Origin of the sequence: Flavobacterium sp. Root186 (assembly GCF_001428525.1) — a bacterium.
Lineage (GTDB): Bacteria > Bacteroidota > Bacteroidia > Flavobacteriales > Flavobacteriaceae > Flavobacterium.
The window spans coordinates 1-21,186 of the sequence record NZ_LMHW01000002.1; the positions used below are offsets into that span (position 1 = coordinate 1).

Annotated in this window: 13 protein-coding genes; 9 read left to right on the top strand and 4 right to left on the bottom strand. The window is 35.3% G+C overall.

Annotated features, from left to right (window positions below):
- The coding region (locus ASD98_RS02325) for a hypothetical protein (protein WP_131725757.1) at positions 1 to 4,732 on the bottom strand (4,732 nt) is incomplete at its 3' end.
- A 329-nt stretch (positions 4,733 to 5,061) separates the two neighbouring features.
- Between ASD98_RS02325 and ASD98_RS02330 the strand changes: the two genes are divergently transcribed.
- The 7 genes from ASD98_RS02330 (at position 5,062) to ASD98_RS02360 (ending at position 14,481) form a co-directional block, all read left to right on the top strand.
- Positions 5,062 to 6,432 carry a regulatory iron-sulfur-containing complex subunit RicT gene (locus ASD98_RS02330; protein WP_056199674.1) on the top strand — a complete coding sequence of 457 codons (1,371 nt, stop codon included), beginning with the start codon at positions 5,062 to 5,064 and terminating at the stop codon, positions 6,430 to 6,432.
- Positions 6,416 to 6,895 (top strand): gliding motility lipoprotein GldH, encoded by a 480-nt coding sequence (locus ASD98_RS02335; protein WP_056199676.1) that lies wholly within the window; start codon positions 6,416 to 6,418, stop codon positions 6,893 to 6,895. Before ASD98_RS02330 ends, ASD98_RS02335 begins: the two co-directional genes overlap by 17 nt.
- Before the next feature lie 10 nt (positions 6,896 to 6,905).
- Positions 6,906 to 9,212 (top strand): penicillin-binding protein 1A, encoded by a 2,307-nt coding sequence (locus ASD98_RS02340; protein WP_056199679.1) that lies wholly within the window; start codon positions 6,906 to 6,908, stop codon positions 9,210 to 9,212.
- Between the two features lie 168 nt (positions 9,213 to 9,380).
- Complete coding sequence (locus ASD98_RS02345) at positions 9,381 to 10,082, top strand: CoA transferase subunit A (RefSeq protein WP_056199682.1); 702 nt, start codon at positions 9,381 to 9,383, stop codon at positions 10,080 to 10,082.
- Between the two features lie 95 nt (positions 10,083 to 10,177).
- A complete protein-coding gene (locus tag ASD98_RS02350; protein ID WP_056199685.1) occupies positions 10,178 to 10,831 on the top strand; it encodes a 3-oxoacid CoA-transferase subunit B in 654 nt (217 codons plus the stop codon).
- Between the two features lie 124 nt (positions 10,832 to 10,955).
- The gene (locus ASD98_RS02355) at positions 10,956 to 11,384 is read left to right on the top strand and encodes a hypothetical protein (protein ID WP_128414772.1); all 429 of its coding nucleotides are present in this window, start codon (positions 10,956 to 10,958) and stop codon (positions 11,382 to 11,384) included.
- 325 nt (positions 11,385 to 11,709) lie between these two features.
- Complete coding sequence (locus ASD98_RS02360; protein WP_056199690.1) at positions 11,710 to 14,481, top strand: M4 family metallopeptidase; 2,772 nt, start codon at positions 11,710 to 11,712, stop codon at positions 14,479 to 14,481.
- 353 nt (positions 14,482 to 14,834) lie between these two features.
- Here the strand turns inward: ASD98_RS02360 and ASD98_RS02365 are convergent, their stop codons facing one another.
- Positions 14,835 to 17,489, bottom strand: coding sequence for a TonB-dependent receptor (locus tag ASD98_RS02365; protein WP_056199694.1), 2,655 nt, complete (start codon positions 17,487 to 17,489; stop codon positions 14,835 to 14,837).
- A gap of 190 nt (positions 17,490 to 17,679) precedes the next feature.
- Here ASD98_RS02365 and ASD98_RS02370 point away from each other — a divergent pair, with 190 nt between their 5' ends.
- Complete coding sequence (locus tag ASD98_RS02370; RefSeq protein ID WP_056199697.1) at positions 17,680 to 18,567, top strand: S-adenosyl-l-methionine hydroxide adenosyltransferase family protein; 888 nt, start codon at positions 17,680 to 17,682, stop codon at positions 18,565 to 18,567.
- Positions 18,568 to 18,640: 73 nt separating this feature from the next.
- Here ASD98_RS02370 and ASD98_RS02375 read toward each other — a convergent pair whose 3' ends face one another.
- Together ASD98_RS02375 and ASD98_RS02380 are read right to left on the bottom strand one after the other, a co-directional pair.
- Complete coding sequence (locus ASD98_RS02375) at positions 18,641 to 19,171, bottom strand: DUF6646 family protein (RefSeq protein WP_056199700.1); 531 nt, start codon at positions 19,169 to 19,171, stop codon at positions 18,641 to 18,643.
- Positions 19,172 to 19,219: 48 nt separating this feature from the next.
- Entirely contained in the window at positions 19,220 to 19,954 is a 735-nt protein-coding gene (locus ASD98_RS02380; RefSeq protein ID WP_056199703.1) for a metallophosphoesterase family protein, read from the bottom strand.
- Between the two features lie 139 nt (positions 19,955 to 20,093).
- On the opposite strand from ASD98_RS02380, the gene dinB reads away from it, so the two are divergent.
- Positions 20,094 to 21,176: a DNA polymerase IV gene (gene dinB, locus ASD98_RS02385; protein WP_056199705.1), complete on the top strand. Its 1,083-nt coding sequence runs from the start codon at positions 20,094 to 20,096 to the stop codon at positions 21,174 to 21,176.
- Positions 21,177 to 21,186: the final 10 nt, after the last annotated feature.

Sequence of the window (21,186 nt, forward strand, 5' to 3'; positions counted from 1 at the left end):
TTGTAGCGATAGTGTCGTCTGAAGAAATTGTAGCGATAGTGTCGTCTGAAGAAATTAATGTATTTCCTTCGGTTGGAGGCGCAAATAAAATAGTCTCTCCAACACAAATAGTTTCTGGAAATATTATGGCTTGGGTAATTCGCTGATCAACGGATAGTTTTAATACTTGATCTGCAGTGCAAAAATCATTGTTTTTTCTGTAAGTTCCCGATTCGCTGTAAGTGTTTCCATCTTCAAGCCATGTATAAGTTTGTCCGGAACATATTGATTCTGTCGTAACAATATCGTCAGGTTTAGGAGTAATCGTAAGATTCAAGACCTGATCAGCAGTACATCCATCATTGGTTACTTTGTAAGTTCCTGATGTATTGTAAGTGTTTCCATCTTCAAGCCAAGTGTAAGTTTGTCCAGAACATATTGATTCGGTTGTAACAATATTTGATGGCTTAGATTCTAAAGTCAGATTCAAAACCTGATCCGCCGTACATCCATCATTTTCTACTTTGTAAGTTCCTGATGCAATGTAAGCATTTCCATCGACAGGCCATTTATAAGCTTGTCCTGAGCAGATTGATTCTGTTGTCACAATATCGGCAGGTTTAGAACCCACACTCAGATTTAATACCTGATCGGCTGTACATCCGTCATTGCTTATTCTGAGTCCTGTCTGAGATGTTGTGTAAGTAATATTATCAATCCATTTATAAGATTCTCCTGCACAGATTGATTTTGTTGTTATAATATCATCTGGTTTTGATGTTACGGTTATTAATCCACTTATTAACCCATCAGGACATACTCCTAAATTTTTCCATTTATAAGTTATTGTGGCTGAACCAGCTTTTACTCCTGTTACAAAACCTGATGATATTGTAGCGATAGTGTCGTCAGGACATACTCCTAAATTTTTCCATTTATAAGTTATTGTGGCTGAACCAGCTTTTACTCCTGTTACAAAACCTGATGATATTGTAGCGATAGTGTCGTCTGAAGAAATTAATGTATTTCCTTCGGTTGGAGGCGCAAATAAAATAGTCTCTCCAACACAAATAGTTTCTGGAAATATTAGGGCTTGGGTAATTCGCTGATCAACTGATAGTTTTAATACTTGATCTGCAGTGCAAAAATCATTGTTTTTTCTGTAAGTTCCCGATTCGCTGTAAGTGTTTCCATCTGCGAGCCAAGTGAAAGTTTGCCCCGAACAGATTGATTCTGTTGTTACTACATCGTCAGGTTTAGGAGTAACTGTAAGATTCAAAACCTGATCCGCCGTACATTCGTTATTTTCTACTTTGTAAGTTCCTGATGTGCTGTAAGTGTTTCCATCTATAAGCCATGTGAAAGTTTGCCCCGAACAGATTGATTCTGTTGTTACCACATCGTCAGGTTTAGGAGTAACTGTAAGATTCAAAACCTGATCCGCCGTACATCCGTCATTAGTTACTTTGTAAGTTCCTGATGTATTATAAGTATTTCCATCTACAAGCCATGTATAAGTTTGTCCGAAACAGATATTTTCATTTGTTGTAACAGTTTCGGGTTTTGAAGTAATATTAATAGGAATTTCTTTATTGCCGGAACATTTTAAATTGTTATTATTTGTAATATCAATTCCTAATTGAGCATAACGAATCCTGTATTTTGTGTCTTGGGTTAATGATGGCGTCTGGTATTGTGATAAATTAGCTCCACGAATATCTACCCAGTCTGTTCCGTCAAATTGCTGCCATTGATAATGATAAGGGATTGACGTAGCAAGAGCAGTTGTTATAGTATTATTTTGAGCTTGACATGTTTTTTCGAAAGCCAGCTGATATGTTAATAGCGGTACACATATGCTAAATGACACATCATCAATAGCTAAATCATTTCCCTGGATGTTTGTATCTGATTGGGCATTACTAACTTTAACTCTTATGCTATTTATTCCTTCCGGAATGGTAAAAGATAAGCTTAATTTTTCCCAAGTGAGTTGTTCCTCTCCACCTATTTGCAGTTCATTAGAAATAATTGATTTTAATACAGTGTTATTTAACGGATTAATTAATTCTATTTTGATTTTTGGGTTTACCGTAGCGTTCTGATATGTTGGTGAGACTATATTTGATGCATAAATAGAAAACATACATACACTTCCTGCACAGAGACCTGTGTAGTCTTTTTCGTAAAAAACACTTCCGATATCAGAATTCGCATCAAAAATCAGCATATATCCGTTCCCGTTTTTTCCGGTTGTATGATCCCCATCTTTAGACCAGGCACTATTGGCTAAAGAAGCATTTTTTAGAACACCAAATTGGCTGACTCCCAAAAAACCACCTGATGAGAACCCATATGTAGTTCTAAAATCACTAGATAATAACGGATTAGGCCCCCAGTTTGACGTACCTGAATCAAAATCATCTTGTAATATAACCTGCATTTCTCCATTGCAACAATCAGAATCGATATAATAGAATCTTTCTGAGGGCAAAGATGTACAGCTTCCATTTTTTGACGTAACGGTATATCCCTCTCCATTGTTTTCGATGATCCCCGTTATTACACCGGTATCATTAACTGTTGGGCCAACTGGTGTAAAAGTATAGTTGTTTCCTGGTATATAATTTCTGATTCTGCTGCTGCCCGGAGCAGTACAACTGGCAGGTGTCTGGACTATTACAGGGGTCGTCGGTTTATTATTTACAATGATAGGCATCTCATTGCTTGAAATCTGCCCGCAAGTACTGCTTACTCTGTATGTTAATTTTTTCCCGTTATCGGCGTAAGCCAAAATGGTTTGGGGATCAAAAGAATTATTGCCTAAATACCATCCCTGAGCTATTATTGCCGACTCTTTAATGTCGACATCCGGCGCAGTTAAAGACAATGCGTTTCCGGCGCATACTGCCTCAGGTACTGTAATTGTTATCGTTGGCAATTTATTTACCGTTACTTTTAATGTAGCAGATGTTTCACATAACTCGGCAAAAGATAAATCATCAAGAGCAAAATCGTTTCCATCGCCGCCTAATTGTTGATTTACAATATCTATAGTTATATCTCCGCTTAATTCTCCACTATTCCATTCTGTATAAAATTGATTCCAATATAAAGGAGCTCCAGCTCTTAAAGTAGGGCCTTCCAATCTTCCGTTTATTGAAAAATTTAAAATTGAAGGATTATTGGGGCTTAAAGAAGCTAAAAAAGCTGAAAAAGCATATTTAGTATGAGGTTTTACTCCTCGAATGGTTTGAGACCAAACTTTTACATTTGCTTGTTCTGCACCATTTACAACCAGCATTTTTCCTGTACCACTTGTATGATCACCCATATTTGGAAAATTTGAATGAACCCAATTTGGGGTATTAACTACTGCAAAGGTGCCTGGATCCCATAAAACACTCCCACCAGTTCCGTTTTTATAAGTATAACTACTAGTAAAATCACTATATCCTAGTTCAAAATTTCCATTTCTGATTAAATTTTCATTACTAATAATTTTTACACTTAAATTGTACTCATCATAACCTTCAGAAATACCACTTAAATTAGTTGTTAAGGAATTTGTATTGCTTATCGAAGAATGTGGCGATGAAGGTAACGTCCATTTTGTGTCTAAAATTTTGTAATCCCCGGCAGATAATTGGGATTTTATAGAAATAGAGGAGCATTGACCAATAATAATAGGATTAGGTGGATCGAAAGTTATTGTAGAACATATAAATGAATGCGGCTCGTTGAAGAATGATGCTGAAGACAGCGAGGTACAAGTTCCATTTGAAGCTTTTACAGTATAATTTGTTCCAATGACCATGCCTGTTATTATTCCGCCGGCACCAGCTGTTGGGCCGTTCGGGGTAAAAGTATAGCTGTTTCCTGAAGTATAATTGCTGATTTTGCTACTGCCTGGAGCAGTACTACTTGCAGGTGTATGATCTATTAAAGGAACTGCCGGTTTATCATTAATAACAAAATCAACAGGAATTCTGGGCGAATCATTTTTACCATCGCTTACATAATAAGTAGTTGTACCGGGAGTATTAGTATCTGTTAATCCTGATCCCGGCACTCCAACAGGATTAAAAGAATTGCCCCAGCCAATAGGTACTCCGCCGGTTTGTGATGTATACCAATAGTTTAAAGTTTTCATAATAAACTGCCCTCCTGGAGGTGGAGTAACCGTCCATGTATAATCACCAAAAAATTCTAAATTTCCAGTTGTCCAAAGTGTTGATATTAATGTATAATTAATCCCCTCATCCAGATATACTGTCATAATTGGTTCTGATTGCATTGAGAAAGGATCATCATCGCCTATTATCCATGTGCCTCCTCCTGAACATGTTCCCGGAGTAAAATTTCCTTTATAAATATAGGCCATACCATCATAAGTGTAATTTTGATCCATTTGGAATCTGTAAATTCCTGAAACGCTGACGCTAAACTGGGTGGCAGTATAATTTGAGCTTGCAGTGGTAGAAAATGAGCAAATAGGAGTATTTCTCATAACATCAGGATATGAACTATAGGGTATGTAGGCTCGGGGATCCGTTTGGGCGTTCCAATGACCTGAAAATGTTGTTGCCGGAACTGTAGAATTTGTTGCAGTTAATGAGCCTGAATCGCCTTTGCAGATATTGACTCCTGTAGTTACAATGGGATTCTGGGCAATTATTTGGGAACTTATAGAAAATAATACAAATAATATTAACTTTATGTAATGAAGTTTTTCGTAAGTAATTTTGTGCATATGAAACTAATTCTGAATTTTTATATAAATTTTGTAATAAACTAACTACACCTGTTTTTTTATTTTATTTGGATATAAATTATTTAAAATCAAATGGTTAGTGTTTTTTTTATTTATAAAACATAAATAATTTATAAAAGTGCTATGTTTAACGAATTGTAATTGCCTCGAGAAATCAAAAGAGTATTAGAATAGGGTTATTTAATTGGTTTTAATGTTTAACAATCCTTTAGTTTTAATAGATAAAAAGCAAACTAAAAAAAATACTATCTTTACCGATTAAACGTTTATGAACTTAAGTTGCTTTTTGCAACACTACATATATAATTATGGCATGTACAAGTTGTTCAACCTCAGATGGTGGCGCACCAAAAGGTTGTAAAAATAATGGGACTTGCGGCACCGATAGCTGCAATAAATTGACGGTTTTTGACTGGCTTTCGAACATGAGCCCGTCTAATGGAGAGGCGATTTTTGATTGTGTTGAGGTTCGTTTCAAAAACGGACGTAAGGAATTCTTTAGAAATACAGAGAAATTAACTTTAAGTATGGGTGATATTGTAGCAACTGTTGCATCGCCAGGACACGATATCGGAATTGTTACTTTGACAGGCGAATTGGTTAAAATTCAAATGAAGAAAAAAGGAGTTAATCCGGATAGTAACGAAGTTCCAAAAATTTACAGAAAAGCATCTCAAAAAGATATTGACATTTGGTCTGTAGCGCGTGATCGCGAAGAACCAATGAAAGTTCGCGCCCGCGAATTGGCAATTCAGCATAAATTAGAGATGAAAATTTCAGATATTGAATTCCAGGGAGACGGATCAAAAGCAACATTTTATTACACGGCAAATGACAGAGTCGATTTTAGACTTTTGATTAAAGATTTTGCTAAAGAATTCAGTACAAGAGTCGAAATGAAGCAAGTTGGTTTCCGTCAGGAAGCAGCACGTTTAGGCGGAATTGGTTCTTGCGGACGTGAACTTTGCTGTTCAACTTGGCTTACAGATTTTAGAAGTGTAAATACTTCAGCAGCACGTTACCAGCAATTATCATTGAATCCGCAAAAATTAGCAGGGCAATGTGGTAAATTAAAATGCTGTTTGAACTATGAGTTAGATACTTACATGGACGCATTGAAGGATTTTCCGGATTACGACACTAAATTAGTGACCGAAAAAGGAGATGCAGTCTGCCAAAAACAAGATATTTTTAAAGGATTAATGTGGTTTGCTTACACCAATAATTTTGCAAACTGGCACGTTTTGAAAATAGATCAGGTAAAAGAAATTATTGCTGAAAATAAACAGAAAAATAAAGTTTCTTCTTTAGAAGATTTTGCAATCGAAGTTACTTCAGAACCTGAAAAAGATTTTAATAATGCAATGGGTCAGGAAAGTTTAACACGTTTCGATCAGCCAAAAAGAAAGAAAAAACCAAACCGCAAACGCAAAAATGCTGAAAATGTAGTTGTTGCAGTACCTGAAAAACCAAAACAGGCAGCAAGTAATAACAACACTAATAAACCTGCCGGAGCAAATCCAAATCCGAATCAGCCGCAGAATAAACAAAATAACCCAAATCATAAGAACAAGCCGAATCCGAATAAAAACAATTCGAACAAGCCAAATTCAAATGAAAATAAACCAGCTGAACCTAGAAAACCTATAATTATTACAAAAAATGAGAATAAAAAATAGCGGGATTCTTATTTTGGCAACTATACTTCTTTTTTCGTGCGATAAAAAAAGAGTATTCGACGAGTATAAATCTGTTGGAAGTGCCTGGCATAAAGACAGTATTGTAACCTTTGACCTGCCAGTTTTAGACTCTACCAAAAAGTACAATTTGTTTGTAAATTTGAGAGATAACAACAATTATCCTTTCAATAATTTATTTTTAATTGTGGCTATTGAAACGCCAAGCGGTTTTACAAAAGTTGATACTTTAGAATACGCAATGGCAAATCCGGACGGAACATTGATGGGAAATGGTTTTACAGATATCAAAGAAAGTAAGCTTTTTTATAAAGATAATGTAACGTTTAAAGGAAAATACAAAGTTCATATCAAACAAGCTGTTAGAGAATCAGGTAAAATTCCTGGAGTCGAGGCTTTAGAAGGTATTACAGACGTAGGTTTTAGAATAGAACAAAAAGATTAGAAAAATAGTTATGGCTGCTAAAAAAAACAATCAAACCAATACCGTAAAGGATATTAATTACTACAAAAAGAAATTCTGGAGAATTTTTGCCTATTCACTTTTAGGCGTTCTGGCTTTCTTCTTATTTGCCTCTTGGGGATTTTTCGGTTCAATGCCTTCTTTTGAAGATTTAGAAAATCCGGATTCTAATTTGGCTACCGAAATTATTTCTTCAGATGGAGTTGTAATTGGTAAATATTTTAAAACCAACAGATCTCAGCTTAAATATTCTGATTTACCAAAAAGCTTAGTTGAAGCTTTAGTTGCTACAGAAGATGCTCGTTTCTACGAACATTCTGGAATTGACGGACGCGGAACTTTAAGAGCAGTTTCTAGTTTAGGAACTAATGGTGGAGCGAGTACATTAACGCAACAGCTTGCAAAACAATTGTTTCACGGAGAAGGTTCAAAATTTCTTCCTTTTAGAATTGTACAAAAAATAAAAGAATGGATTATTGCCATTCGTTTGGAAAGACAATATACGAAGAATGAAATCCTTGCGATGTATTGCAATGTTTACGACTTCGGGAATTATTCTGTTGGAGTAAGTTCTGCAGCGCAGACTTATTTCTCAAAAGACCCAAAAGATTTAACAATGGATGAATCAGCTATTTTAGTTGGAATGTTCAAAAATTCAGGATTGTATAATCCGGTTAGAAATCCGGAAGGAGTAAAAAACCGTCGTAATGTGGTGCTTTCGCAGATGGCAAAAGCAAAAATGATTACAGAGGCTGAAAAAGAAAGATTACAGGCTTTACCAATTGCATTGAAATTCAAATTAGAAAGCCACCGTGAAGGAACAGCTACTTATTTTAGAGAATATCTTCGTGATTACATGAAAAAATGGGTAGCAGAAAACAAAAAGCCTGACGGATCTGATTACGATATTTACAAAGATGGTTTGAAAATTTACACAACTATCGATTCGAGAATGCAGCAATATGCAGAAGAAGCAGTTTCTGAACATATGAAAAATTTACAGCAGCAATTTTTTATTGAAATGAAAAACAATAAAAATGCACCTTTCGTAAATATTACTCAAGCAGAGACAGACAGAATCATGATGCAGGCGATGAAAAATTCTGTTCGCTGGGCTGAGATGAAAGATTTGGACAAAAGCGAAGATGATATCATTGCTTCTTTCAAAGTAAAAACGAGAATGCGCATATTTACATGGAAAGGCGAACGTGATACAATTATGACTCCATTAGATTCAATTCGTTATTACAAACACTTCTTGCAATCAGGATTAATGGCAATGGAACCTCAAACCGGTAATATTAAAGCCTGGGTTGGAGGTATCAATTACAAATATTTCCAATACGATCACGTAGGTCAGGGAGCAAGACAAGTAGGTTCTACATTCAAACCTTTTGTTTATGCAACTGCTATTGAAGAATTAAATATGTCTCCTTGCGACTCTATTCTCGACGGACCATTTATGATTCATAAAGGGCGTCACCACGTAACAGAAGATTGGGAACCAAGAAACTCTGATAACAGATACCGCGGAATGGTAACTCTAAAGCAAGGTTTGGCAAACTCAATTAACACAGTTTCTGCAAAATTAATTGATAGAACTGGTCCTGAGGCCGTTGTAGATTTGACTAGAAAATTAGGTGTAAAAACTGAAATTCCGGTACAGCCTTCAATCGCATTGGGAGCTGTAGATATTACAGTTGAAGATATGGTTGCTGCTTACAGTACATTTGCAAATCAGGGAGTTTATGTAAAACCTCAGTTTTTAAGCCGAATTGAAAATAAAAGCGGTGAGGTTATTTACGAACCAATTCCGGAATCTCACGACGTTTTAAATAAAGATATTGCCTTTGCCGTAATCAAATTATTAGAAGGTGTAACCGAAACAGGTTCTGGAGCACGTTTACGTACGCAGGGCGGAGGAAGCGGAGATAATCGCTGGACAGGATATCCGTATATGTTCAAAAATCCAATTGCAGGTAAAACAGGAACAACACAAAACCAGTCAGACGGTTGGTTTATGGGAATGGTTCCAAACTTAGTAACCGGAGTTTGGGTAGGCTGCGAAGATCGTTCGGCACGTTTCAAAAGCTTAACTTACGGACAAGGTGCAACGGCAGCGTTACCGGTTTGGGCTTATTTCATGAAACTTTGTTATAAAGATGAAAACCTTCAAATCTCAAAATCAGAATTTGAGCGTCCGGCAAATCTTTCTATAAAAGTAGACTGTTATCAAAGACCAGCTGTTGTAAAAGACACAACACAGACAGAACAAAACACAGACGAATTCGAGTTATAAACTTAAATTCAGTTTACTATAAAAAATATCCTTTTGTGCTTTCCAGATGTGAAAGATTACAAAAGGATATTTTTTTTGAACTCAAATTTTATTTTTTACGAAATCGATATAATTTAATCTAAAAATCTTATTTTTATCAAAAATATACAGTAATAAAGACCGTTTGTTATGATAACAAAAAAAGTTAATAATGTTCAGGACGCTATCGCAGGAATTGAAACCGGTATGACAGTTATGTTTGGCGGATTTGGTTTATGCGGAATTCCGGAAAATACGATTGCAGCATTAGTAAACACTCAAATTTCAGATTTAACTTGTATTTCAAACAATGCAGGTGTAGATGATTTTGGTTTAGGATTGCTTTTGCAAAAAAAACAGATCAAAAAGATGATTTCATCTTATGTAGGTGAAAATGCAGAGTTCGAACGCCAAATGCTTTCGGGAGAACTTGAAGTTGAATTAACGCCGCAGGGAACTTTGGCAGAAAGATGCCGTGCCGCTCAAGCCGGAATTCCTGCCTTTTTTACTCCAGCCGGTTACGGAACTGAAGTTGCCGAAGGAAAAGAAGTCCGTGAATTCAACGGTAAAATGCATATTATGGAAGAAGCTTTCAAAGCAGATTTTGCCATTGTAAAAGCATGGAAAGGCGATGAAGCCGGAAATCTGATTTTTAAAGGAACTGCCAGAAATTTTAATGCATGTATGGCCGGAGCTGGAAAAATTACAATTGCTGAGGTTGAAGAACTGGTTCCGGTTGGGACTTTAGATCCAAATCAAATTCATATTCCGGGAATTATGGTACAGCGTATTTTTCAGGGAGAAAAATTTGAAAAAAGAATTGAACAACGTACTGTAAGACAGAGGGCGTAATTAGATAATTAGAAAATGTGATAATTAGATAATTAATTAGATTGTGCTGAGACATTATCTAATTATCTAATTTCCAAATTGACACATTATAAAATATGTTAACAAAAGAAGATATAGCAAAACGAATTGCGAAAGAAGTTAAAGACCTATATTTTGTAAACCTTGGTATTGGAATTCCAACTTTGGTTGCCAATTATGTTCGGGAAGATATTGCCGTTGAATTTCAAAGTGAAAACGGGGTTTTGGGAATGGGACCTTTTCCTTTTGCCGGAGAAGAAGATGCCGATATTATTAATGCAGGAAAACAAACCATTACAACATTACCCGGAGCGAGTTTCTTTGATTCAGCTTTTAGTTTCGGAATGATCCGAAGCCAAAAAGTAGATTTAACTATTTTAGGCGCAATGGAAGTTTCAGAAAACGGAGATATTGCCAACTGGAAGATTCCGGGAAAAATGGTGAAAGGAATGGGAGGTGCAATGGATTTGGTGGCTTCCGCCGAAAACATAATTGTTGCGATGATGCACGTGAACAAAGCAGGAGAATCTAAAATTCTAAAAAAATGTACTTTGCCATTAACAGGTGTAGGATGCGTAAAAAAGGTTGTAACGGAACTTGCAGTTCTCGAAGTGACTAAAAAGGGTTTTAAGCTCTTAGAACGAGCGCCAGGCATTTCTGTGGAGCATATTATCGCTTCAACAGAAGCAGATTTGATAATTGAAGGTGAAATTCCGGAAATGTTGATTTAGTTTTGATCAACTTAGTTTAGATAAAAGAGAATTTTCCAGAGTGAAGGTTCTCTTTTTTTATTCTTATAGATCAAATAGCGAATAATCTTTTATTTACATTTGCTGTGATCAAAAAAAAATGCGTTTGGAAAAGTTCGAAATTGATATTAAATGGGGGAGTTATTTGTTTATTACAAATGCAGTCTCTACAATTTGTATAGTGTTGTTGATGTTTTTAACTAATAGTTACAGTTTAATCTATTTATATGATATTCTTATACCAGTATTTATAGTTCAACTGATTTATTTTATTATTAAAGCGATTAGTGAAAACAATAAACATCATTTAAATAAAGGTTTTCGAAAGATTTTTGTATTTGTTAGACTTTTGGCGTTCTATTTCATGTTAATTTCATTTTCTGATGGAAGAACAAATATTTGGTGTTTCTCTTTACTTCTTCCTTATAGAAAAAAAGATATTTCCGAATTAGTTGAAGATCATCCAATTGAAGATAACGATATTACATTGAAAGACTTTATTGTTAGTTTAAAAAGAAAGTTTTCCAGACTATAATCATTTGTACATATAAAAGAAATAAAAAAACCGCCTTTTGGGCGGTTTTTTTATTTCTTTTTGATTCTATTTTAGGCATTTTGTCTGTATTTCAGTATATTAAAAATAATTGATATATTAATTTTCGGACAATTTAGCTGCTTAATTCTTATGCTTTGTTATATAAAAGTTAAATTTATGCAAAAAATGTTGCATTTTATCGATTAACGGCAAATTTCATCGATTATCTAACAAAATTAAAATACTTTTATCTCAAATTTAAGTATTTACTTACTTTAATTGATTTCGAAAATTATTTTTAACCAAACTAAAACCCCCACTTATTATGAAAAAAAAATTACCAAAGATTATTGTGACCGCAATTGTTCTTAATTTTTCTTTTTCTGCTTTCGCACAGGTTCAAACAGACGACAAACGTGTGGAACAGAAAAGTGTTTCAGAAAACGGACAGCCCAACTTAATTAAGTTTAATGAGCTTTCGAATTATAAAAGTTCAGAATCGCAAAAGGTTTTTAAAGAACAATTAGGTTTAAAAGATTCTCAATCCTTCACAAAAATTAAAACAGAATCAGACAAACAAGGTTACACACACGAGAAATTTCAATTGTACGAACAAGGAATTAAAGTAGAATTTGCCAATTATACTTTACATTCAAAAGATGGAAAATTAGTTTCGATGAACGGTGAATTTTATAACATCGAAAACGTGAAACTAGCTCCTTCACTTTCTGCACAAGATGCTTTTAATAAAGCATTGGGTTATACCCGCGCAACCGAATACCTTTGGGACAAACCGCAAGACGCCCGCGAACTGGGTTATGAAAAACCAAAAGGAGAACTGGTTCTGCTTCCAGACATGGAACAGCAAGGTCAAAAAAGAGGAAGCGATAAAGTTCGTTTAGCTTACAAATTTGATATTTATGCTACAAAACCATTAAGCCGCGGAGATCTTTACATTGATGCTGAAACTGGAAAAGCATTGTTTTATAATGCAACTATAAAACACTTGAACGATAATGTTCATGGAAGTAAGGTTTTAAATTCGGCTAAAAATGAAACTGCATCTAAAATGACATTCGTTGCGGCAAATGCAGCAACACGCTACAGCGGAACGCAGACAATTCAAACTACTCTAAACGGTTCATCGTATATCTTACTGGATGGAACACGTGGTTTAGGAATCCAAACTTATAATTCTGCAAGAACTGCGACTTATCCAACAACAAATTTTTCTGATGCAGATAATAACTGGATAGAATATAACAACACCAACAAAGACAATGGAGCGCTTGATGCCCATTGGGGAGCTGAAATGACATATGATTATTGGTCATCTGTTCATGGAAGAAACAGTTTTGACAATGCCGGTGCAAAAATTAAAAGCTACGTGCATTATAATTTAATTGCTGCTGGATATTCAAGCAATAATAATGCTTTCTGGAATGGAAGCGTTATGACTTACGGAGATGGAAGCGGTACTGGAGGATTTGATATTTTAACTTCACTTGACGTTGCAGGACACGAAATTGGTCATGCCGTATGTACTTACACAGCAAACTTAGCCTACCAAAAAGAGTCCGGTGCGATGAACGAAGCTTTCTCTGATATTTGGGCAGCTTGTATTGAATATCATTCAGCACCAACAAAATCAATCTGGCTGGTTGGTGAAGATATTGAAAGAAGAAGCGGACACGTTGCGTTACGTTCTATGAGTGATCCAAATGCAGAAGGACAGCCGGATACTTATGGAGGAACGTATTGGGTAAATGTAAACTGTACACCAACAAACAACAACGACCAATGCGGCGTACATACAAATTCTGGAGTTTTAAACCATTGGTTTTATATCTTATCAGTAGGTAAATCAGGAACAAATGATATTGGAAATGCCTATAATGTAACTGGAATTACTATCGATAAAGCAGAAAAAATTGCTTTTCGTTTAGAAGATTTTTATTTAGGAGCAAACTCAACTTATGCTAACGCAAGAACGTACGGAATACAATCTGCTATTGATTTATACGGAACGGGTTCTGCAGAAGTTATTGCCACTACAAATGCATTTTACGCAGTAGGAGTTGGTGCTGCATATTCTGGAGGAGGCAGCGATACAATTGCGCCATCTGCACCAACTAGTTTAGCAGCTTCTGGAACAACAGGAACTACTACAAACTTAACTTGGACAGCTTCTACAGACAATGTAGCCGTTACCGGATATGATATCTATCAAGGAGCAACTCTTAAAGGTTCTTCGACTACAACTTCATATACTGTAACTGGGTTAACACCTTCAACAGCTTATACTTTTAGTGTAAAAGCTAAAGATGCTGCCGGAAATATTTCTGCGTCAAGTAATACGGTAAACGTAACTACCACAACTACGAGTGTAACGTATTGTAATTCGCAAGGAAACGACGCGACTGATGAAAGAATTGGTAAAGTTGTTTTCGGAACAATTAATAATACTTCAACAGGAACAACAGGTTACGAAAACTATACGGCTATTTCTACAAATGCAGCAAGAGGAACTGCCTACACTATTACAATAACACCAACATGGACGTCGACAATTTATAATGAAGGATACGGAGTATTCATTGATTATAACCAAGATGGAGATTTTTCAGATTCTGGAGAAACAGTGTGGACAAAAACGGCATCAAAAACGACTCCGGTAACAGGAACAATCACAATTCCGGCTGCAGCAGCTTTAGGCACAACAAGATTAAGAGTTTCTCTAAAATACAACGGAGTTCCAACAGCTTGTGAAGGCTTCTCTTATGGACAAGTTGAAGATTACTCTATAAACATTACAGCTTCTGGAACAATTGAGGCAGAAGAAATTGCAGCTGGATTAATTGAAACTACTGCACCTGCTGGTTTTGCAGTATATCCAAATCCGGTTGAAAGCGAATTAAACGTTTCAATTTCAGAAGAAAACGGTTATTCATATAAAATCTTAAATTCATTAGGGCAGCAGCTTGGTTCAGGACAAGTTGCAGGTGCAATTGATGTAAGTAAATTAAGCACAGGGATTTATCTTATTGAATTAAATAATGGCGATAAGAAAATCGTGAAGAAATTTGCTAAAAAATAAAGAATTGAATTAGCATAGAAATGAAAAGCCTCGCAATCTGCGGGGCTTTTTTTGTTTTTTTAACCGCAAAGGGAGCTAAGGTTTTTCGCAAAGTTTGCAGAGGTTTTTTAATCTCGCAGAGTCGCAAAGTTTATTGTTTAAATTAATAGCGTCCAGCTTTAGCTGGATGTAAAGTAATCAAAGTAAAAAGGGCTTTAGCCAAACAAATTACTGTTTGGCTAAAGCCCTTTGTGTAATTTTATCCTTCCTCCAGCTAAAGCTGGAGGCAATTGATAAACTTTGCGACTCTGCGACTTTGCGAGATTCTTTCATAAAGCTTAAAAAAACCTCTGCGCCCTTTGCGGTTAAAAAAACTACAAACTAAAACTCATTCTTCCGAAATAATAAGCCCCCGTAGTTCCCATTTGAACCGGTGCATATTTAAATACTCCGAAATAACTATTCTCGTAGATTTGTTTATCCGGAAAAACATCAAATAAATTGTTCGCACCCAAAGCAAACTGAACCTTTGGAGTTATTTTATAAGCAACTGTTAAATCTGTAACCACTTTTCCGTTATGTCTCTGGATTCCCCCAAAAGGAAAACCATCACGAACAACCTCTCCAAAATAAGTATTTCTCAATAAAAAGTTCCATTTGTCAATATTGTAATTTACGGCAAAAGTTCCTTTGTGTTTTGGCGTATTAGATTCGATCAGACTTCTTTCCTGCGGCCCGTAATACACATCTTCCTGACCAATAAATATTGATGGAATATTGTTTAATTGATTATCAACCTGATTATTGTTGTAATTGTATAGTAAAGAAAGATTCAATTTACCACGCCCGGCATTTAAATCATAATCAATAACAACATCAAGACCGTTTGTAGTAGTATTAATTGCATTTGTAAAGAAACGACCCGTTTGCGCGCCGTATTGAGCAAACAAATTACGAAGTTCGGGAACAGGTTCTCCATACGCGTCATTTCCTAAATTTCCCGTCAAGATAATTCTGTTATCAATTCTAATATGATAGTAATCAGTCGTAATATGCAATTGTTTTGTTGGAGAAAAAACAACCCCAAAACTATAGTTTCTTGAAGTCTCTTCTTTCAATTTCGGAATTCCAAGCTGTTTGGCAACATCGCTGTCATTTCTAAAAATACCCGAATTCAAAAGTTCTCCGTCAACAACATCTGTTGCGATATTATTAAAATATTGCTGATGTAGCGAAGGCGCTCTAAAACCAGAGCTTATAGCGCCACGAACGAAAAGATTATTGAGGATTTTATACCTCAGAGATAATTTTCCATTAATTGTGTTTCCAAAATCAGTATAATCTTCATAACGGCCGGCAATTCCAACTAAAAATTTATCTGTAATATCTGCTTCAACATCAGCATAAACACCCACACTGTTTCGGTCTTCATTCACTTCGTTCAAAGGAGAAAATCCAGGAAAAGATTGTGCGCCGCCGTCAATATAAGAAGCTTCCTCGCCGGGAACAATTTTGTATTTCTCAAAACGATATTCAGCGCCAAAAGCAATATTCAATCCGCTGAAAATATCTTTATACAATCTTGAAATATCTGCATTCACCGTATTTTGAAGAAAAGAATGATTTCCCGCTTTAAATTCTGTCGGACTTGCATCTCCCAGAGAAAAATTGTTCGTATTTGATACGTCATAAACAAATTTGTTTTCACCAATAGTATTGCTCAAATCCAGTTTCCATTCGCCAAATTTAAATTTGAAACCAAAAGAAGATGAAAGATCTGTTACAACCGAGTTCAATTCAGGCTGAAAACCAAATGGGAAAATTGAAGCTACAACACTTTCTGTTTCACTTGGTAAACGTCTGAATCCGTAACCCGTTCCTTTTCTGTGGCTCACACCGCCGGAAGCATAAAATTCGATTTGATCGTTTAGCGGAATTGAAGCATTAAAAAAACCTTGTAAATTCTGGATTTTGGCATCACCAATCTGGAAATTGAAATCATCACGCTTTAAACCATTTTGAGCTAACAAATCATCATCAATTTGACGTGATTGAGCCGGATCATCTGCATATTCATAAGCAAAGAAGTTTCCTTGTGCCGATTGATCAAAAATAATAAGATTATGATTTTGAGAACGATTCGTTTTTTGACGATCATTAAATTCACCCGAAAAGTTTATAAACCCGCCTTTGTGTCCAATTTTTGTTCCGTAATTAAGGTTTAAATTGGTAGTTTGTCCGTCATCTCTGGATGTCGAGCCATAAGTAGCGTTTGCCTCTAAACCTGCATTATCTTTCAAAATTAAATTTATAACACCCGCAATAGCATCAGACCCATATTGTGCCGCTGCTCCATCTCTTAAAACCTCAATCCGTTTAATAGCCGAAGCAGGAATTGCACTCAAATCGGTACCAACAGAACCGTTTCCAACCGTATTTTGATAATTTACTAAGGAAGTTGTATGTCTTCTTTTTCCATTAATTAAAACCAAAACCTGGTCTGGGCCTAAACCTCTTAAAGAAGCCGGATCGATATGTTCTGTTCCGTCAGCAGAAGATTGTCTGTTTGAATTAAAAGATGGAATCAAATAAGTTAAAATGTCATTTGTTGTAGTCTGCGGGGTTGTATTTCTGATTTTTGCCAGATTTACAACATCAACAGGAACTGCCGTTTCCAATTTGCTTTTCTTTGGGTTTCTGCTTCCAACAACCACAATTTCATCTAAACTATTATTTTCTAAAACCAATTGTATTTCAACAAAATGATCTTTGGGATTGACTTCTCTGGTTTGATAGCCAAATAGCGATACAATAAGTGTTGGATTATTTACAGGAGATTGAATTTTAAATTTTCCTAATGCATCGCTCGTAGTACTTATTTGAGAACCTTTTACAAGAATTGTTGCAAATTCTAACGGAATTCCCGTTTCAGTTGTAATTGTTCCGTTGACTTCATGATTTTGGGCAAAAAACAAACTACTCGAAAAAGTGAGAACGAGAGTTATAATAAGTTTTAATTGTTTTCTCATAATAAAATGGTTTTGTAATAAAAGAAATGCAAAAAATAAATTACCTACTATTTATATAGGATAAAGAATAAAATGCAAATGTAATTGTAAAAAACTAAAATCAATTTATATAATCTTGTTTTTTATAAGTTCAAGCTGTCAATTTTTGGTTTTAATGAAATATCTTTGCATAAATTTAAAAAGAGAAAAAATGAAATTAAGAGTATTACTTTTTTTGCTTGCTATTACATTTAATGGCTTTTCGCAAAATAATGTATTGGTTTTTCAATCAGATTTTGGTTTGAAAGATGGAGCAGTTTCTGCAATGAAAGGTGTTGCAATGGGGGTTTCAACCGATTTGAAAATATTTGACTTAACGCACGAAATTCCGGCTTTTAATATTTGGGAAGCAGCATATCGCTTGTCGCAGACTGCTCAATATTACCCAACAGGAACTGTTTTTGTTTCAGTTTGTGACCCGGGAGTGGGTACAGCAAGACATTCGGTAGTTTTATTGACAAAATCAGGACATTATTTTGTAACTCCGGACAACGGAACTTTAACTTTAATTGCAGAACAATTAGGGATTCAGGAAGTTCGTGAAATTGATGAGGTAAAAAACCGTCGTCAAAACTCAAATGAATCATATACGTTTCATGGACGTGATGTATATGCTTTTACCGGAGCACGTTTAGCATCAAAAACTATTACTTTTGAAGAAGTTGGGCTAAAATTACCAAGTGAAGTAGTTAAAATTGATTACCAAAAACCAGTATTTGAAAACGGCGTTATAAAAGGAGGAATTCCAATTCTGGATATTCAATACGGAAACGTTTGGACAAATATTGATAAAAAGACTTTTGCTAATCTTGGTTTGAAAGCAGGAGATTTTGTTAAAATCCAGATTTTCAACGGAACTAAAAAAGCTTACGAAGGAAAATTAAAATTAGTAAATACTTTTGGAGAAGTTCCTGTAGGAACCGATGTTACTTACTTTAATAGCCTTTTAAATTTTTCACTGGCGGTAAATCAAGGAAGTTTCTCAGCAAAACATAAAATTTACAGCGGTTCAGACTGGAGTATTTTACTTAGCAAATAAGCTGAAGTTATTTTATATAAAAAGAAAAAACCGCTCAATTGAGCGGTTTTTTTTATAAGTATTGATTAAAAACTTAATTTAAATTGAAAGAAGCTCCTAAACTAAAAGTAACCTGATTGTTTAAATGATCAAATACATCTTTCTCGTCACTATATTTTGCAATTGGAAAGCCAAGTTCAGTAAATACACCAAATCCGTCAGTAAAAAAGTAACGTCCTCCAATGTGTCCTCCAAAGTTACGTAAACCTAAATTCAAACCTGGATAAACATCTAATTGTTCAACACCAATAACACTGCTTAAATTAGCATTAATTCTTGCTTTTGCATCAAAACGATCTTGAAATTCTGGTTTGTAATCGCTGTATGGATTTGGATTATTGTGGTAGAAACCATTAAAATTATCTACTCCAAGTAAATAGCTGGAAACAAATCCGAAAGAGAAATTTTCTCCTAAACCAAAGTCAATAGACCCCTGAATTCCTGAACCTCCATCTTGTAAATTAGCACCTACATTTACTCTCATATCGCCTTTGCCAGTAAAAGCTTTCTGCGCATGAATAAATCCGAACGATACTAAAAACAATAATGTAATAACTTTTTTCATAAACTTAAATATTAATTATTTTGCTGTGCAAATTTAATTTTTTATATATCAATTCCTACCTTTTTCGTTAGAATACAATTCATTTAACGGTTCGCTTTGCCAGAACTCCTTGGTATCCACATTCATAATCGTTAACGGGCCTTTAAAAGCAGCACCGGTATCCACATTCCAAACGCAGGCTTTGTTTATTGGCACCGTTTCTCCAATTCGAGTAACAGGAGTGTGGCCAATATAAATTTCTTTATAAACCGTAAAACGTTTCGGATAATATAAATCGTCTGGTTTTAAATTTGGATCTAATGCCAATGCCGATTCCCAAAGTGTTCTGTCCCAGTAAAATAATTTAGGAAAGTATTCCCAGACAACGCCATTTAAATTGGTAAATCCGGCATGAACAAAAAGGCGGTTTTCATCATCAAGATAATAATCTTTCAGCGATTCAAAAAAAGCGATATGTTCTTTTTTTCGTTCTGGGGAAATTTTAGAATATCCTTCAACAGTAGCTTTTCCACCATGTTTATACCACATTTCTTCATCCAGATCTTCATGCCTGTTCTCCAGCCAGTCTAAAGCCAGCTGATCATGATTTCCTCTAATGCAAATACAGTTTTGTTTGGTTTTAAGGTCGATTAAAAAATCAATAACTTCTGCCGACTGGCTCCAGCCGTCAACATAATCGCCTAAAAATATAAGAGTATCTTGTGTAGTAACTTCGGCTCTTTTCAACACTTGCTCAAGTGCGAGTAATCCTCCGTGTATGTCGCCTATAACAAATGTTCGCATTTTTTAAAATTTCGAGTAAACTACAAAAATAAATAAAATGATTTGTCTGGAATCATTTAGTTGTTAATCTTTAAAAATTGATACTATTTATAACGATTAACTACACGTTTTTTATTGCTTTACTGTTTAAATTTGCATAATGTCAGATGCGCCAACATATCGAAAAATAATCCATATTGACATGGATGCTTTTTATGCCTCGGTAGAGCAGATGGATAATCCTGCTTTACGCGGAAAACCTGTTGCTGTTGGCGGCTCAGAAAATAGAGGAGTAGTTTCGGCCGCAAGTTACGAAGCCCGGAAATTTGGTGTGCGCAGTGCCATAAGCGGTGTTTTGGCAAAAAGATATTGCCCCGAAATTATCTTTGTAAGACCGAGATTTGACCGCTACAAAGAGATTTCTTCTAAAATTCATAAAATCTTTCATGAATATACAGATTTAGTAGAGCCGCTTTCGCTGGATGAAGCTTATCTTGACGTAACCCAAAATAAAAAAGGGAATCCAAGTGCCAGTTTATTAGCGAAGGAAATCAGGCTCCGAATTTTAAATGAAGTTGGGCTTACAGCCTCGGCAGGAATTTCTGTAAATAAGTTTGTGGCCAAAATTGCCAGCGATATCAATAAACCAAACGGACAAAAAACGGTAAATCCAGATGAAATTATACCTTTTTTGGAAGAACTGCCAATTCGAAAGTTCTACGGAGTTGGAAAAGTCACAACTGAAAAAATGTACCAGCTCGGAATTTTTACCGGGCTGGATCTTAAAAGTAAATCGCTGGAATTTCTGGAGAAACATTTTGGGAAATCAGGCACTTTTTATTATAAAGTAGTTCGGGGAATTCATAACAGTGAAGTGAAATCGCATCGAATTACAAAATCTGTCGCTGCAGAACATACTTTTGATGTTAATTTATCTTCAGAAATCTTTATGCTCGAACAGCTTGATAGAATTGCGATTTCATTAGAAAAAAGATTAAAAAAACATAATATTTCCGGTAAAACAGTTACGCTTAAAATCAAATACAGCGACTTTACCCAACAGACAAGAAGTAAAACACTGCCTTATTTTATTTCAGATAAGAGTTTGATTATGGAGATTGTAGAAGAACTGCTGTATCAGGAAAAAATGAAAGATTCTGTTCGTTTGCTCGGAATTTCGCTCAACAATTTGAATAACGAAGAAAAAAAGGCCGTTGTGGTACAATTAAAGTTTGCTTTTTAAATTTTAGTAA